This is a genomic window from Chryseobacterium viscerum (genome assembly GCF_002899945.2).
Taxonomy (GTDB): domain Bacteria; phylum Bacteroidota; class Bacteroidia; order Flavobacteriales; family Weeksellaceae; genus Chryseobacterium; species Chryseobacterium viscerum.
Map to the genome: position 1 here is coordinate 335,851 of NZ_PPEG02000005.1, position 15,434 is coordinate 351,284.

Consider the following 15,434-nt stretch of genomic DNA (forward strand, 5'->3'; position numbering starts at 1 on the left):
GGAGGTTTTATTTTATGAGTTTTCCCAAATTGTCTTTATTTTCTGCATTTTTACAAGATAAAAATACAGCGGAATAAGCTCTAATCTAAGGGTGAAATTAATATTAGGAACAGTAAATGGGATGATCGCCATCATGATTAAGCAAATAGCAATGCCTATGATCGCATCAACTATTGCTGCCTGTACCGCCCATTTTTGCTCAAACCAAAGTCCATAGGCAACAATACCTTTGTAGATAAACAAGCTACAGATCAAAAGGCCCGTCATTGAATAAGAATGATTGGCATTTATTCCATATAATGATAAGTCAGTATGGGATAAAAAAGGGCCAGCCATCAACAAAATAACAGCTAGTGCTCCTCCAATTAAAAAGATCCACAAGAAAATTTTAATCCATACAGGCAATAAATTTCTTCTTCTTGTAAAATTGTTTGGGGTGTCAAATTCTTCAAAAGGTGTAGACCTTTCTTCCATGTGTATATTAGTTTTTAAAGTTATTTTATCCAAAAAATGCATTTGAGCTTCCGATCCAGATGGCATCTTTTTTATTGAAATCTACATTTACCATTGCAGCTTTGGTCATTCTTCCCAAATTTTCCAATAGGATAGGACGTTCATCATTTTCCCGCCAAATGTACAATAAACGGATTTCTGCTTTTGAAAACTCTCCATTGATATCTTCAAAAATAGGTGCGTAATGTACTTTTCTCTGTAAAATATAATTTTCCTTATCCTGAATAGAATCGGTAATTTCCTTTGTAGGATTTAAATCAACACCGCTTCCTGCGAAGGAGAATAGTGGTTTCAAGACAAAATCTTCAAGATTTTCGTTGTTGGGAAACTCATGCAAAAAGTAACTCTTTGGAACAAACTGATGCTGTAGCAATGGCAAAAGGAACTTTGAGATTTTAAAGAACCAGTTGGGATGAGTGACCCATTTTACATCAACTTCTTCACGGAAATCAAATTCTGTAACGAGATCAGGAATGTTGTCCAGTTCATCAAATATGACACGGTTGTAAATTCTCTTAATTTCCGTTAGTTTTCCATTATTTTCATAGTACAGTTTCTTGCCTTCTTTTTTTACTTTTGTCAGACATACTGTTTTGATTCCTAATAATTTCTCGGTCAGAGCAAAATCAATGGCTGTTTTCTGTCTTTCCGGGAAGATTTCAAGCAAGATGACATTTTCAGGATTTTCTTCCCCAACAATGAGTTCCTTCAAATAATTTTTGAAGGTTTCATGAGGCATAGGATTTTTGATTTCTGAAATAAAAGGATAGACTTCACAATATGTTTCTTCATATACTTTCTGGAAAGCATATAGAGAAGGAAATGCCTGAAGCTCTATCAGCTGAGGTTCTATTTCGCCGTTTTCATTTTTGCAGATTCCAAAATCTATGGTAAAAAAATGAGGCTGATTGGTATCATTGGGAACTCTGCAATTGTCAGGAATGGCTTTCTGAAGTGTTTCTGCAGGAAGCGCTTTAATCTGGCTGATAATGCTTTCACTGGCTTCAATAAGTTGACTTTCAAATTTTTTAGTCAAAAAAATAGGGCTTTCTGAAACTCTGAAAGTAGGTTCTATGCTTCCTTTTTCTGCCAGTATATTTTTTAATTGACTGTACTTTTCTTGTGAAAACTCCTGGTTAAATTGTTTTCTGTATTTTGGGATCATATTTTTTCTTTGTGATGTTAAAAAATCGAGCATTTCTACCCGATTTGATTTTTATCACAAAAGGCACAAAAGTTTTTTAGAATATAAAAGTTTTAAATACACTTTTTATAAATAGGCTTATTTAATTTGAAAATCAAAAATTTTCAAAAAAGCTTAAGTGTTGTTCTCAGCATTCTTTATGATTGCTTATTATACTTAAGTATTCACTTCTCTTTTGTGACTTTTGTGGTTGATGTTGATTTAACCTTTTAAACCAAAGATTCAGCTTCTTTCAAAATGTTTTTTTTTGCAAACTGAAGGAATCTCGGAAGGATTTGATTTCTGGTCAGGATAATTTTATCTTCATCATCTATTCTGTCCATGGTCTCAAGATATTTTTCCATTCCGAAATTTTCAATCATCGCTTCTCTGTTTTTTTCATCTTTAAGATTTTCAATCAAAGATTCAGGATTAGCTTCGGGGTGAAACTGTGTGCCAAAAATTTCATTAGAGAAACGAACTGCCATTACCGCTCTTTCCAGATTGATATGAGGACGGAATTTTTCAATCGCCATCACGGTCATTCCCAGTTCTTCTAAACGGTCATGATCCGGCTCAATAAACTGGTAGGCTCTGGAGTCTACAGCATAAAAAGGATCTTTAAGATTTTTGAATAAAAATTCTTGCTTCCCTTCCTCCGACTTATGAACAGGCATTACTCCAAAAGAATAAGATTTTCTTTTGCAGATATTACCCAGTTGCCAGTGAATACTTGCCAGCTGAAATGAATGGCAGATAAGGAAAAGGTATTTTTTATCTTCACTGTGTTTATTGTGTTCAAAAACAGCATCTAAAAAATGAGCAAATCGGTCTTCCCAAGGCAACCCTTCACGGTGTGGATCTCCCGGTCCGCCTGAAGAAATAAAAATATCAAAGTCTCCAATTTCCGGCATTTCATCTTTAAATCTCACATCAAATGTCTTGATGACAATATTTTCTTCAGAGTTCTGCTGAAATGCTTCAGAAATTTCTTTAATGTTTCTAAAGCCTTGATTCACATGATTGTTGTTCATGTCCAGCAGAGCAATTCGAATATCTTTCATTACATCATATTTTTTGTAAAGTTACCAAAAATATTATGAAGCATTTTCACCATGTGTTATGCCATACTCTGTTTCAGATATCATATAATCAACGACTTTCTTTAGATCACCAGTCTCCTTAAAGATTTGGAGCTGTCTGTCTGCACCCGTTCCGTTTTCCAGGATTTTCCAGGCATATTCAACTTCATGACGGCATCCTAACTCGTCTACCACATCATCAATAAACTCTAAAAGTTCTTTTAACAAATGAGGATAAGGTACAGATTCTTCTTTTCCGAAATCGATCAGATGAGCTTCGATACCACTTTTGGAAGCACGCCATTTATTTTCGTTCAGCAACAGCCTTCTGTAGCTTCTGAAGCTAAGGTTTTGCTGGTGAAGTTTATAGATTTTAGCAACTAAACACTGCATGATTGCTGCAAGGCATACGGTTTCATCAATCCTTAACGGCATATCGCAGATTCTGAATTCAATCGTAGGGTAGAAAGGGTGTACACGTAAATCCCACCAGATTTTCTTAGCATTGTCTATGGTTCCTGTTTTTATAAGAAGGTCAACATAGCTGTCGAATTCCCCCAGAGAGTTAAAATAACTTGGAATACCGGTTCTCGGGAATTTCACGAAAATTTCCTGTCTGTAAGATTTAAAGCCGGTGTATCTTCCGATCCAGAATGGTGAATTCGTAGAAAGGGCATACACGTGAGGAAGGAAATAACGCATTACATTCTGAATTCTCACGCCTTCTTCACGGTTCGGAATTCCGATGTGAACATGCAGTCCGAAAATAAGATTTTCACGGGCTACATCTCCCATATCATCTACGATTTTGATGTATCTTTCTCCCTGAGTGATATTGTTTTCCGACCAGTGAGAAAATGGATGGGTGCCTCCTCCGGAAACACGCAGTCCCTGTTCATGGGCGATATTGATGAGATGTCGCCTTAAATTTGTTAATTCTGCTCGGGCTTCCTGAATATTCTGGCAGATCCCGGTTTCCATTTCAATCATAGATTCGTGCATTTCGTGCTTTAAATTTTCACTTAAAACCGCTTTGCCACCTTCAATGATTTTTGAAACATGAGAAACCAGATCTCTGCTTTCTACATCGATGATCTGATATTCTTCTTCAATTCCAATAGTAAACTGATGCATTCTTCTTGTGTTTTTTGTTTTTTTAATATTATTTTATGGAATCTTTCACGAAAGTTCCCCAAGTAATATTGGGTTTCCCCGGAAAATATTCTTTGGCTTTTTCGATAGCTAGTTTTGCAGCATGTTCAATGATCCACGCAAAATTTTCTTCTCCTACAGAATTTTTGTCTGCATCCGGAGCCGGATTACAAAAATCGATCGCATAAGGAATGCCATCTCTTACAGCAAATTCTACCGTATTGAAATCATATCCCAAAGCTTCATTCATGGTAATCGTATAATCATGAATAGTCTTCAATAATTTTTTGAGCTCTTCACCCTGTGTCTGATGGGTGGTAGCGTATCGTAAATGAGGCGCATTTCTAGGCTCGTAAGGCATGATGTGAACATATTTCCTGCCCAGACAGTAAACCCTGTAATAATCATCAAAGACAATTTCTTCCTGTACCATCATGACCAACTGCTCTGTTTCTCCTAATTTGTTCCAAAGATCATCAGGATTCTCAACTCTGTAAACACTTTTCCAGCCTCCGCCATCATGAGGTTTCATATAAGCAGGAAAACCTACATAATTGAAAATATATTCCCAGTCATGCGGAAATTTCAGGTTTCTAAATGAAGTTTCCGAAGTATTCTCAGGTCTTTCGTGCGAAGGAAGCAAAACCGTCTTAGGAAGTGGAATTCCCAGTTTGGACATCAGTGCATTGTTGAAAAATTTCTCATCAGCACTCCACCAGAAAGGATTGTTGATAACGTAAGTACCGTTGAGTGCTGCATTTTTAAGATAAGCTCTGTAAAAGGGAACGTCCTGTGAAATTCTGTCGATGATTACTGCATAGCCATAATCTGCACCCTGTTCTAATTTATCAATATGAACGGGTTCAGCTATAATATCTCCGCCTCCCAATTCATTTACTTTGTCTATAAATGCCCAGGGAAATGTGTCTTCCATACCGAAAAGAATTCCTACTTTTTTTGTCATAATTTTTGTTTTTTAAGGTGAGTGTATATTTTTTTCTATTTGTCTTTTTTATTGTTTTTAAGAGAAAAAGGCTCCTATGAAGGTAGGGAAAACCATTCTCCACAAAGGCCAGTCGTGGCCGATCCATTTTCTTTCATCATACCAGAAGTCTATGCCTTTTATCCTTAAGATCTCAGCCATTTCAACATTTTTTTCTTTACAGATGTCCTGATCAGAGGTACTTAATACAATGTGCATGTGTTTGTACTTCCATGCTTCATCATTTCTTATAAACTCTCTTGGGCAGTTGAAATATACCAGCTCATCAGAATAGCCATCCATGAAGTTTCTTATGCTGAATGCCCCTGAAAGGCAAAAAAGATGAGAAACTACATCAGGAAATCTAAAAGCAAAGTTCGCAGCGTGATATCCACCGAAACTGGCTCCGGCAACCGCTACACGATGGGTCTTATGAAGTTTCTGAATGTAGGGTACAAATTCTTTGATCAGGAATTGTACATATCGTTCATAGTTTCTTATTCTTTGCTGAGGAGATATATTGTCATCATAAAAGCTCCATTTGTCGATGGTCTGTACATTGTAAAGTTTTACTTTTCCTTGTTCTATAAACCAGTTGATGCTTCCGTTCAGATGAAAATCATGGTTCTGGGTATATTGTCCCTGAGAAGTAGGAAACATGATGATAGGATGACCGTAATGCCCGGTCACCTCTACCTGGAGACTTGTTCCCAATATATTTGAATAATATTCTGTATGTTCTATGTGAGGCATTTTTCCTTATTTAGTTTTACTATTGTGTTTTATATTAAATTGATAAATTCTATTCCTCCAGGCTGATCTTTTTCTAAAACATCCAGTACAAGGGCACCTAGTTTTGGATGTTTCAGGATTATATATTCTTTAAAAATCCATTTTGAGCCCAGTGTATTGGCATTATGAGAGTCAATGATCTGATAATATACTTTGTTATGTCATTTTCTAGGACTTATGTTTTCTAAGTTACGTTTTAGAATGGATTCTCCTGGAAGATTATATATTATGAATTCAATAACATTTTTGATGTCAATATTGGACTTCATGATCTAGGAAGTAAGCTTGTTGCTTTTGGGAGGTAGAATGTTCAGCATGTCCGCATGAATCATTTCTGCGGCAGAATCCAGCCTGTCCTGTATAATGGAGGCATCACTGGATTTGTAAACAATCCCAACATGATAATCTATCGGAAGGAATTTCACGACTTCCTCACATTCAAAATTGCTGTAATCGGGCTCTTTATCCTTAATCAGGGCAACAATCAGCCCGGAATAATATCCTGTAGGAGGTGAGATACTGTAATGATTACCTCTCAAAAGAGCATCTTCAATTTTAGCCCATTCTCTCCAGATATTAATTCCGCTTGAAGCCTCCACCAAATCAGGAATGTGAGCACCGCCAACTCTTGATGATGTTTCAAGGAAGTACCATTTTCCGTCTTCTTTTCCGCGGATAAATTCTGTATGGGTAGCACCATTGATAAGTCCAAAATTGGAAAGGACTTTGGCGTTAATTTCTTCCAGCGCTTTAAATTCTTCAGAGTACCTTCCCAGAGTCTTGGAACGAAATACACCTCCTTCATGCGAAACCTGCATGGGCGGAGCCAGATATTTTGAAGCAGAAGTAAATACAATCTCTTTATTGAAAGTAAGGCTGTCTACATGGTAAACATCTCCTGGTTTAAAACTTTCCAGTAAAAAAAGATGACGTTCTTCCCCAAGAATATCTAATGCTTCATGCAGCTGTTCTTGGGTCGTTATTTTCTTAATTCCTGATGCCGAAGCTTCCGATCTGGGTTTCAGTACCCATGGTGCAGGAACGAGGTCTGTAAATTCATTGACTTCATTTTCATTGAATACAGCTGTAAATTCAGGAACACTGATCCCGGAATCTTTAGCTTTTTGCCGCATCGCCAGTTTATCTCTGAAATAGCGGTGAGTCGTTTGTCCCATTCCAGGAATACGGAATGTTTCTCTGATTAATGCTGCTTTCTCTACATCATAATCATCCAATGCCACTACAGCATCTACTTTTCTGGTTTTCATGAGATGGGAAAATCCCTGAATCAGATGTTCCAGATTCCATACGGACGGTTTGAGTTCGGGCATATAAAACACCTCTTCAATGGCATGCCATGGCCAGTTTTTTTCTTTAAGGTTTTCTGAAGTTACCAGGATGATTTTATTGCCGAGATTCTTCATTTCGTCCATAAAATCGTAGCCTTTGTAATAGCACGAAATACACACAATAGTTTTCTTCTCCATATAATGTTTTTTAATATTTAGTGAATTTTCAAAAATAAAAGCGTTTGTTTATTATTTTATTAATAGTAAAAAATGCAATATCGTGTGTTTTTGAAAATTCACTAATCAATTATACAGAGATTTTTTGTAAAAAACTAATTTTTAGTGATAATTTTCGATTAAATCCACGAGCAATTGAACTCCAAAACCGGTAGCCGCTTTTTCCTTGGCATAGCCTACGCTTCCGAAGGCTACTCCAGCAATATCAAGATGGGCCCAATTAGGATGATTTTCAATGAATTGTTCCAAAAATTTTGCAGCAATGATACAGTCTCCGATAGGCTTCAGGGAGATGTTTTTCATATCAGCTACATCAGACTTAAAGTCATCTTTCCATACATCCCATAAAGGCAGATTCCAGAGCCTTTGGTTGGTTTGATCTCCGGTTCTTATAAGCGTGTTTTTCAATTCTTCATTATTGGAGAACATGGCGGCACAAGTGTCTCCGAACATTCGTACTGAGCTTCCTGTTAAAGTAGCCAGATCAATCATGAGATCGGTCTTATAGTTTTTAGAAAGATAAGACAATCCGTCGGCAAGAATCAGTCGGCCTTCAGCATCGGTATCAATGATTTCAATAGTCTTTCCGTTATAAGCTTTGATAACATCACTTGGGATCAGTGCTTTTTCGGAAATGGCGTTGTCTGTGATAGGAAGAACAGCTACAATATTGACAGGAAGTTCCATTTCAGCAGCATAGATTAATGCTCCCAGAACAGCTGTTGCTCCCCCCATATCAGATTTCATATAATGCAGGTTGGTTGAATCTTTCAATGATATACCACCTGTGTCAAAAAGGACACATTTTCCGACCAGTCCGAAAGTTTTGGCATTTTTAACCGTAGTTTTATATTCTAAAATAGTGAAGGCTGCATCATAGGCACTTCCCTGGTTAACGGCAATGTAAGCGCCCAGTCCAAGTTCCTCACATTTTTTTCTGTTGAAGACCGTATATTTTAATTCATGTTTTTTAGCCAGATTTTTTAGATAAGCACTGAAAATATCCGGTTTTTTAAGATTAGCAGGCTTGTTAAGCCAGTCCTGGCAAGCGGTTTGCCCATTAATTAAGGCTTCTGTTTTCTGGCTGATATGGTCTAATTTCTTTTGGCTTAAATTCTCAAAATGCAATTCAAATTTTGTGTTCCAGAAAGCATGTGTTTTTTCAAAAGGGTAGTTGTACGTTCCAGCCAATAGACCTTTGACCAATTCTTCAAATTGTTTTTCATTCATGAAATCTGCCAGTGCCAGTGTAGGAACAGCCTGCAGTTTTTCTTTCTGTGTCTGTGAGAATTTGGCAGCAACCTGCTGGATTTCGAAGTTTTGTAATGTCGATTTTCCTAATCCGATGAAATAGGTAATTCCTTCTTCATGAGCATTGATGAAAACTTCATACTTCTTTCCCGTGAAAAAAGTAGAAATATTTTTATTGAAATTTTTACTGGTTTTAGTCCATTCTTCCTCTGTGAATACATGGAAAACCTGGGTGTAATTTTTGTTTTTTTTATTAATTAGTTTCATAAATTGATATTATTTTTTTTCTAAGATCGTACGCAATCACCAATTTCATATGCCTGAATTTTGCTCAGTGATTTTGTATCCTTAGTTTTTAATGCTTTGTTGTTGTGGTTTCACTTCTACAGGGTTTTCTGTATTATCATAAAACAGCCATTCAATAGCTCTTGGGAATTCCTGTGACCAGTAAAATTCATTATGGGTACCTTCAGGATTGATATTGGTTTTAAATTCAAAATCAAAAAGCTTTTTCTCTTCCCATCTTTTCAGATATTCTTCAAAAATATGAATCCTTTTGACCATCTTAGAGCCTTCCTGACCGCCACCATAGAGATATATTTTTGTTTTAAAAGGAACCCGGAAGTTCATCATGGGGAAATTGTTATTTGGTTCTACCCAAAGTGAAGGGGAGAAGATCAATAATTTGGAATATACTTCAGGGTAAAGGAATCCGCTGTAGATGCTGATTAGTGCACCTAATGAGCTTCCTCCGATTCCGGTATTGTCGCGGTCTTTTTTGGTTCTGTAGTTTTCATCCACAAAAGGCTTTAAAGTATCTGCGATAAAGCGGATGTATTTTTTACCCTCAGAACCGTTGGCAACATGATCGTTATCGAAAATATATTCTTTGATTCTTTCTTCACTGCCATGCTCTATCGCGATGATGATAAGATCACCACGGCCGTATTCTGCAAGGATAGATAGTTTTTTGTCAATTTCCCAGTTCCCGAACCCACTTCCTTCATTAAACAAATTCTGCGCATCCTGAAGATACAGCACCGGATAACGCTTATCAGTAGTATGATAGTCGTAAGGAAGCAGTGCCCATACTTTACGATAACGGTCGAGCTGCGGGATATAGAATTGTTCGGAAATTACCTCTGCGGTGGGAAAATATTCTTCTTTGAACGGTCCCCAGTTCAACCTCCATTTTTTTATAGTATCAGTCGCTTTACCTGCTGATTTTTTTACTTTCCGGTTGGGGGTGATATTGCCATATTGATCCAGTTCCCCATTCTCCCAGCCTCCTCTTGTGAATTTGTATTCAATGTCTTCAGGAAGGAGCTGATCCTCGATTTCGATAAAATAATGAAGAGAATCCTCTTGTTTAAGCTGAAAATTGTAGTCCTTAGGGTTCCAATTGTTGAAATTTCCGGTGATAAATACCGGCCTGTCATCTTTTTCTTCTGTATAAAGTTCAAACCTCATCGTATGTGTTTAATAAAAATAGTGATGCTAAATTTATAAAAAAAGATTGTTTTGAAATCATAAAAATGTGAGCTAAAAAATGATATATTTGATAGAAAGACAAAACACGAAATGATATTGATAATTATTTGATGAATAATTAATCGCTGTTGTCAGTATTTTTCGTAGTTTCAAGGAAATTATAAATATAAACTGATATTGATGAATTCTGTTAAAACCTACACGCTTTTCACCGATCATGATGTGTATCTTTTCAAAGAAGGTAGACATTATAAGCTGTATGGTAAATTTGGAGCACATTCTGCAGAAAAAGATGGCGTGAAGGGCGTGTACTTTTCAGTGTGGGCACCTAATGCAAAGAAAGTTTCCGTGATTGGAAATTTTAATAACTGGAATCATAAAGATCATATTTTGTTTCCAAGATGGGACGAATCAGGAATCTGGGAAGGATTTATTGAAGGATTAACCTGGGGAACATTATACAAATATGCTATAGAAACACCAAGAGGAGAGATCCTGGAGAAAAGTGACCCTTATGCATCAAGCTGGGAACAGAACATCCAGGCGGCTTCATTGGTTTCCACAACCTGGTATGAATGGAGTGATCAGGAATGGATGGATAACCGCTGGAAAAAAAATACGCTGGAAGCTCCTCTATCTGTATATGAACTTCATCTGGCTTCGTGGGTAAGGGAAGGAGATTATCCCGATCGTTTTCTGAATTACCGGGGTATTGCTGAAAAACTGGTTCCTTATATCAAAGAAATGGGTTTTACTCATGTAGAATTTATGCCGGTGATGGAATATCCGTATGACCCAAGCTGGGGATATCAGATTACGGGCTTTTATGCAGCGACTTCACGTTTCGGTTCACCTCAGGATCTGATGTTTCTCATTGAAGAACTTCATAAAAATGAAATAGGAGTTATCCTGGACTGGGTTCCATCACATTTTCCGGGAGATGCTAATGGTCTTCACCGTTTTGATGGGTCATACCTCTATGAACATGAAGATCCGAGAAAAGGGTTTCATCCCGATTGGAAATCACATATTTTCAATTACGGAAGAAATGAAGTGAAATCTTTTCTGATTTCAAATGCGATGTTCTGGCTGGACCGCTATCATGTTGACGGATTGCGTGTAGATGCCGTAACTTCTATGCTTCACCTGGATTATTCACGAAATGAAGGTGAATGGGAACCTAATATCTATGGAGATAATGTAAATCTGGAAGCGAAAGCCTTTTTACAGGAATTCAACACAGCGGTTTATAAGGAATTTGGAGACTCTATTATGACGATTGCTGAGGAAAGTTCAGATTTCCCCATGCTTACAAAACCCGTTCATGATGGTGGAGTAGGTTTTGGAATGAAATGGATGATGGGATGGATGCATGATACTTTGGATTATTTTAAAGAAGATTTTGATAATCGAAAGTTCCATCACCACAAGCTGACATTCGCTTCTATGTACATGTATAATGAAAATTATATGATGCCTTTGTCACATGATGAAGTCGTACACGGAAAAGCAAGTCTTATTTATAAAATGAAAGGGGACGAATGGCAGAAATTTGCCAATCTGCGTACCTTATATGTATACATGTACACCCACCCCGGGGCCAAACTGCTTTTTATGGGTGACGAATTCGGGCAGACCAGCGAATGGAACTTTACAAAGAGTCTCGACTGGCATTTGCTGAAATACCCTGTTCATAAAGGAATGCAGGAAATCGTCAAAGAACTTAATCATTTGTACACATCAGAAACAGCATTGTATGAAAATCAGTTTGACAAGCACGGTTTTGAATGGGTGGAGGCAGATGATATGGAGAACTCAGTGTATGTATATCTCAGAAAAGGCAAAAAAAGAGATGATATGATGATGGTAGCTCTGAATCTGGCTCCAAAAGTACTGGATTATAAAATTGGGATTCCTGCAGGGACTCACTGGGAAGTTGTTTTGAGTTCCGATGATGAAAAATACTGCGGAAGCGGGGTAGAGCCTGAAATAGTGGAAGAAAAACATGAAGAATGGAGAGGGCATCAGAAATCAATGACTGTAAGGCTTCCTCCATTGTCAGGTATTATTTTGAAACAAAAGAAAGATAAAAAGTATAAATTACACAGAATTAAACACAAAAGATAAAGGATGGTTATTTATCATTTAAGCACAGAATGTTATCCTGTAGCTAAAGTAGGAGGTCTTGCGGATGTAGTCGGAGCACTGCCGAAATATCAGAATAAAATAAAAGGAATAGATGCCAAGGTCGTGATGCCATGGTACAATAAACCCTTTGTTTATGAACATGAATTTGATCTGGTTTTTGATGGGTTTATTCATCAGGGACCTGATAATATGTTGAAGGTTCAGGTTATGAAAGAAAAAACAAATGTTCTGGGATTTGAATTATACATGGTGAAAATTCCCGGATTATTAGATAGAGACAATCCTTATGGATACAAGGATGAAAGTTTCCAGTTTCTTGCTTTTCAACATGGGGTATTGCATTGGTTGTGTGCCATGGAAATCCGTCCCGATGTACTGCACTGCCATGATTATCATACCGGATTGGTTCCTTTTATGGTAGAAAACTGTGCGGAATTTGAATTCTTAAAAGGAGTAAAAACGATAGGCACCATCCACAACGGCGAATATCAGGGAATGATGAGCTGGAATATGGCGAATTATATGCCTTCTTTTGATTCTTACAAATGGGGACAAATGGACTGGAATGGGTTTATGAATCCATTGGCAAGCATGATCAAATGTGCTGATGCCTTTACTACCGTCTCCGAAGGATACCTGGAAGAACTTTTTATAAGCTTCCGAGGACTGGAAAGTCTCGTTCGTCAGGAATTCGGGAAAGCATACGGTATCATCAACGGTATTGATGCAGAAGTCTGGAATCCTGAAACTGATCCGATGCTGGATTTTAATTTTAACAGTAAAAATGCAGTCGCTCAGAAGAAAAAAAATAAAGAAAAACTCTGTAAGGAATATGGTCTGAAACCTGAACTTCCTCTTTTTGCCTTTATCGGGAGATTTGCCACAGAAAAAGGAGCAGATTTGCTGCCGGATGTAGTATGGAGAAGCATCAAACAAAGTTATGGAGCTTTAAATATTATGATTCTAGGTTCAGGAAACACCTACATTGAAAATAAGCTGAAAGAATACGACTATACCTACACCAATTTTGCCCTGGATTTGGGATATAAAGAACATCTTTCTCATAAGATATACGCCTCGGCAGATTTTCTTCTGATGCCTTCCAGAGTTGAGCCTTGCGGACTGAATCAAATGTATTCCATGAGATACGGAACCGTTCCTGTAGTAAGATATACGGGCGGCCTTAGAGATACCGTAGAAGATATTTCAACCGGTGGAGCAGGACTAAATTTTACGTATCCGGGTGTAGATGATGTTGTACATGCGATGAACAGGGCAATGGCAATTTATAATCAAAAAGGAGTGATGAAAGAACTTATTCATGCCAACATGAATTTTGATTTTGCATGGGAGAAATCTGCAGAAAAATACATAGCTTTATATAATAGCTAATATGACCAAGTTTTTTTCCTTTTTATTCATAGTAATCATAATCTCTTCCTGTAAAAAGGAAGACGATGGACTTCGGAATGGTTATTTCTGGCTATACGGATCCGGTCTTAAAGATAGCTATGGCGAAGAGGCTGCCAATGGTATTTCTGAAAAGTGGAAAATAAAAACCGTTCATACAGGTGAGTGTATTATTAATGATGAATTGGAAAAAAAAATAAACAGAGCTAACAAAAAAACATGGGCCGCTATTACCAGGAAATATGGGACGGGCTGGGAAGCAAAATATCATAAGGATATAGAAGATTTTGCCTTCAAAAGTGCAGATGTAATGGATGTTTTGATTGTCAATACATTATTCAGGAGTATGCTGAGAGATCACAATATTCCCATTGATAATGTGGATAAAGAAGTTAAAGAACTTAATGATCAGGGACAATATGAAGTTGTAGTAGTTAATCCGAATCTGAAATATGAAAATAAAGAATGCTTTAAAGTAGCAGTAAACACTAAGAATAGAACAGTAAACTTAATAAAATAAAAAAACGCAAGATATTTATGAATCGAAATGTAATCTCCATTGTTTTAGGAGGAGGCAGAGGGACAAGGCTATTCCCGCTAACGTATTCCAGATCAAAACCTGCTGTACCTATTGCAGGAAAATACAGACTGGTAGATATTCCTATTTCAAACTGTCTGAATTCGGGATTGAATAAGATTTTGGTTTTAACGCAGTTTAATTCTGCGTCCCTCAATTCACATATCAAGAATTCTTACCACTTTGATATTTTTAGTAAAGGTTTTGTCGATATTCTGGCAGCCGAACAGAATGTAGAAAATGAAAGCTGGTATCAAGGGACGGCAGATGCTGTACGCCAGTCTATGAAACACCTGGAAAAATATGATTATGACTATATCCTGATTCTTTCAGGAGATCAGCTGTATCAGATGGATTTCAGAGAAATGCTCGATTTTCATATCGAAAATGGGGGTGATCTTACCATTGCAACAATTCCTGTGAATGCAAAAGATGCCACTGGTTTTGGGATCTTAAAATCGGATGATGAAGGAAATATTACTTCTTTCTATGAAAAGCCCGATTATGATATGCTGGAAGGGCTGAAATCTGAAGTTTCAGAAGAAAATAAACGAGCCGGAAAAGAATATCTGGCTTCTATGGGAATCTATATTTTTACCAGGAGTATCCTTAAAAAGATGTTTGATGAAGGTGCAGGTGATGACTTTGGAAAAGATATTATTCCAAGTTCTATTGGGAAATATAAGACCTTGAGCTATCAGTATGAAGGCTACTGGACAGATATTGGAACCATAGAATCTTTTTACGAAGCGAATCTTGACCTTTGTTTGGATCTGCCGCAGTTTAATCTTTTCTCTTCTTCTCCTATCTATACCAGAGCAAGGATGCTTCCTCCATCAAAAATCAACGGATCTTATGTGAGTAAGGCGGTTTTTGGAGACGGATGTATCATCATGGCTGATAAAATTGAAAATTCGGTGATCGGGAACAGAACGAGAATTGATAAAGGAAGTACCATTGTGAATTCCTACGTCATGGGCGCCGATTTTTACCAGAATACCACAGAAATTGTGCTGAACGACAGAAGTGGCCGCCCTAATATGGGGATCGGAAAATATTGTTATATAGAAAAAGCAATCCTTGATAAAAACTGTTATATTGGTGACAATGTGAAGATTATTGGAGGAAAACATATCCCGGATGGAGATTATGGAACCTATTCGGTACAGGACGGGATTGTGGTCGTGAAAAAAGGAGCTGTAGTGGCGCCGGGAACCCATATAGGGTAAGAGAAAGGAAGATGGATGCTGGAAGATAGAAGTTATTAAGGACGAAGGATGACCAGAGATTTTATCATATAAAATTCCTGTTTATTGGGTAAGGTCGA

13 protein-coding genes are annotated in these 15,434 nt (G+C 37.3%); 4 read left to right on the forward strand and 9 right to left on the reverse strand.

Annotated elements, in window-relative coordinates; genetic code table 11:
- Positions 1–12 precede the first annotated feature (12 nt).
- From C1634_RS13470 to C1634_RS13510, 9 genes are all read right to left on the reverse strand, one after another.
- Positions 13–507, reverse strand: a complete 495-nt coding sequence (locus tag C1634_RS13470; protein ID WP_228410073.1) for a hypothetical protein — start codon at positions 505–507, stop codon at positions 13–15.
- A complete protein-coding gene (locus C1634_RS13475; protein ID WP_109738667.1) occupies positions 500–1,678 on the reverse strand; it encodes a hypothetical protein in 1,179 nt (392 codons plus the stop codon). The genes C1634_RS13470 and C1634_RS13475 overlap by 8 nt, the downstream gene beginning before the upstream one ends.
- A 248-nt stretch (positions 1,679–1,926) precedes the next feature.
- A complete protein-coding gene (locus tag C1634_RS13480; protein ID WP_109738584.1) occupies positions 1,927–2,760 on the reverse strand; it encodes a type 1 glutamine amidotransferase in 834 nt (277 codons plus the stop codon).
- A 33-nt stretch (positions 2,761–2,793) separates the two neighbouring features.
- Entirely contained in the window at positions 2,794–3,912 is a 1,119-nt protein-coding gene (locus tag C1634_RS13485) for a carboxylate-amine ligase (RefSeq protein WP_103234824.1), read from the reverse strand.
- 28 nt (positions 3,913–3,940) lie between these two features.
- Complete coding sequence (locus tag C1634_RS13490; RefSeq protein WP_103234825.1) at positions 3,941–4,894, reverse strand: ATP-grasp domain-containing protein; 954 nt, start codon at positions 4,892–4,894, stop codon at positions 3,941–3,943.
- 57 nt (positions 4,895–4,951) lie between these two features.
- Complete coding sequence (locus tag C1634_RS13495; RefSeq protein ID WP_103234826.1) at positions 4,952–5,665, reverse strand: alpha/beta hydrolase-fold protein; 714 nt, start codon at positions 5,663–5,665, stop codon at positions 4,952–4,954.
- Between the two features lie 311 nt (positions 5,666–5,976).
- Complete coding sequence (locus tag C1634_RS13500) at positions 5,977–7,191, reverse strand: ATP-grasp domain-containing protein (protein ID WP_109738585.1); 1,215 nt, start codon at positions 7,189–7,191, stop codon at positions 5,977–5,979.
- Between the two features lie 141 nt (positions 7,192–7,332).
- Positions 7,333–8,748 (reverse strand): leucyl aminopeptidase family protein, encoded by a 1,416-nt coding sequence (locus tag C1634_RS13505; protein WP_109738586.1) that lies wholly within the window; start codon positions 8,746–8,748, stop codon positions 7,333–7,335.
- Between the two features lie 81 nt (positions 8,749–8,829).
- Positions 8,830–9,951 carry an alpha/beta hydrolase gene (locus C1634_RS13510; RefSeq protein WP_109738587.1) on the reverse strand — a complete coding sequence of 374 codons (1,122 nt, stop codon included), beginning with the start codon at positions 9,949–9,951 and terminating at the stop codon, positions 8,830–8,832.
- Between the two features lie 201 nt (positions 9,952–10,152).
- On the opposite strand from C1634_RS13510, the gene glgB reads away from it, so the two are divergent.
- The 4 genes from glgB to C1634_RS13530 are packed head-to-tail and all read left to right on the forward strand — an operon-like array spanning position 10,153 to position 15,336.
- Complete coding sequence (gene glgB / locus C1634_RS13515) at positions 10,153–12,099, forward strand: 1,4-alpha-glucan branching protein GlgB (protein WP_185145130.1); 1,947 nt, start codon at positions 10,153–10,155, stop codon at positions 12,097–12,099.
- 3 nt (positions 12,100–12,102) lie between these two features.
- Positions 12,103–13,512, forward strand: coding sequence for a glycogen synthase (locus C1634_RS13520; RefSeq protein WP_103233318.1), 1,410 nt, complete (start codon positions 12,103–12,105; stop codon positions 13,510–13,512).
- Position 13,513: 1 nt separating this feature from the next.
- Positions 13,514–14,050 (forward strand): FEKKY domain-containing protein, encoded by a 537-nt coding sequence (locus C1634_RS13525; protein ID WP_103233319.1) that lies wholly within the window; start codon positions 13,514–13,516, stop codon positions 14,048–14,050.
- A gap of 17 nt (positions 14,051–14,067) precedes the next feature.
- On the forward strand, positions 14,068–15,336 hold the full coding sequence (locus C1634_RS13530; protein WP_103233320.1) for a glucose-1-phosphate adenylyltransferase: 1,269 nt from the start codon (positions 14,068–14,070) through the stop codon (positions 15,334–15,336).
- Positions 15,337–15,434: the final 98 nt, after the last annotated feature.

Bases quoted from the DNA above. Each gene is read 5' to 3' on its own strand.
- glgB (WP_185145130.1), top strand. From the start codon at position 10,153: ATGAATTCTGTTAAAACCTACACGCTTTTCACCGATCATGATGTGTAT.
- C1634_RS13485 (WP_103234824.1), bottom strand. From the start codon at position 3,912: ATGCATCAGTTTACTATTGGAATTGAAGAAGAATATCAGATCATCGAT.
- C1634_RS13530 (WP_103233320.1), top strand. From the start codon at position 14,068: ATGAATCGAAATGTAATCTCCATTGTTTTAGGAGGAGGCAGAGGGACA.
- C1634_RS13490 (WP_103234825.1), bottom strand. From the start codon at position 4,894: ATGACAAAAAAAGTAGGAATTCTTTTCGGTATGGAAGACACATTTCCC.
- C1634_RS13520 (WP_103233318.1), top strand. From the start codon at position 12,103: ATGGTTATTTATCATTTAAGCACAGAATGTTATCCTGTAGCTAAAGTA.
- C1634_RS13475 (WP_109738667.1), bottom strand. From the start codon at position 1,678: ATGATCCCAAAATACAGAAAACAATTTAACCAGGAGTTTTCACAAGAA.
- C1634_RS13525 (WP_103233319.1), top strand. From the start codon at position 13,514: ATGACCAAGTTTTTTTCCTTTTTATTCATAGTAATCATAATCTCTTCC.
- C1634_RS13500 (WP_109738585.1), bottom strand. From the start codon at position 7,191: ATGGAGAAGAAAACTATTGTGTGTATTTCGTGCTATTACAAAGGCTAC.
- C1634_RS13510 (WP_109738587.1), bottom strand. From the start codon at position 9,951: ATGAGGTTTGAACTTTATACAGAAGAAAAAGATGACAGGCCGGTATTT.
- C1634_RS13495 (WP_103234826.1), bottom strand. From the start codon at position 5,665: ATGCCTCACATAGAACATACAGAATATTATTCAAATATATTGGGAACA.
- C1634_RS13505 (WP_109738586.1), bottom strand. From the start codon at position 8,748: ATGAAACTAATTAATAAAAAAAACAAAAATTACACCCAGGTTTTCCAT.
- C1634_RS13480 (WP_109738584.1), bottom strand. From the start codon at position 2,760: ATGAAAGATATTCGAATTGCTCTGCTGGACATGAACAACAATCATGTG.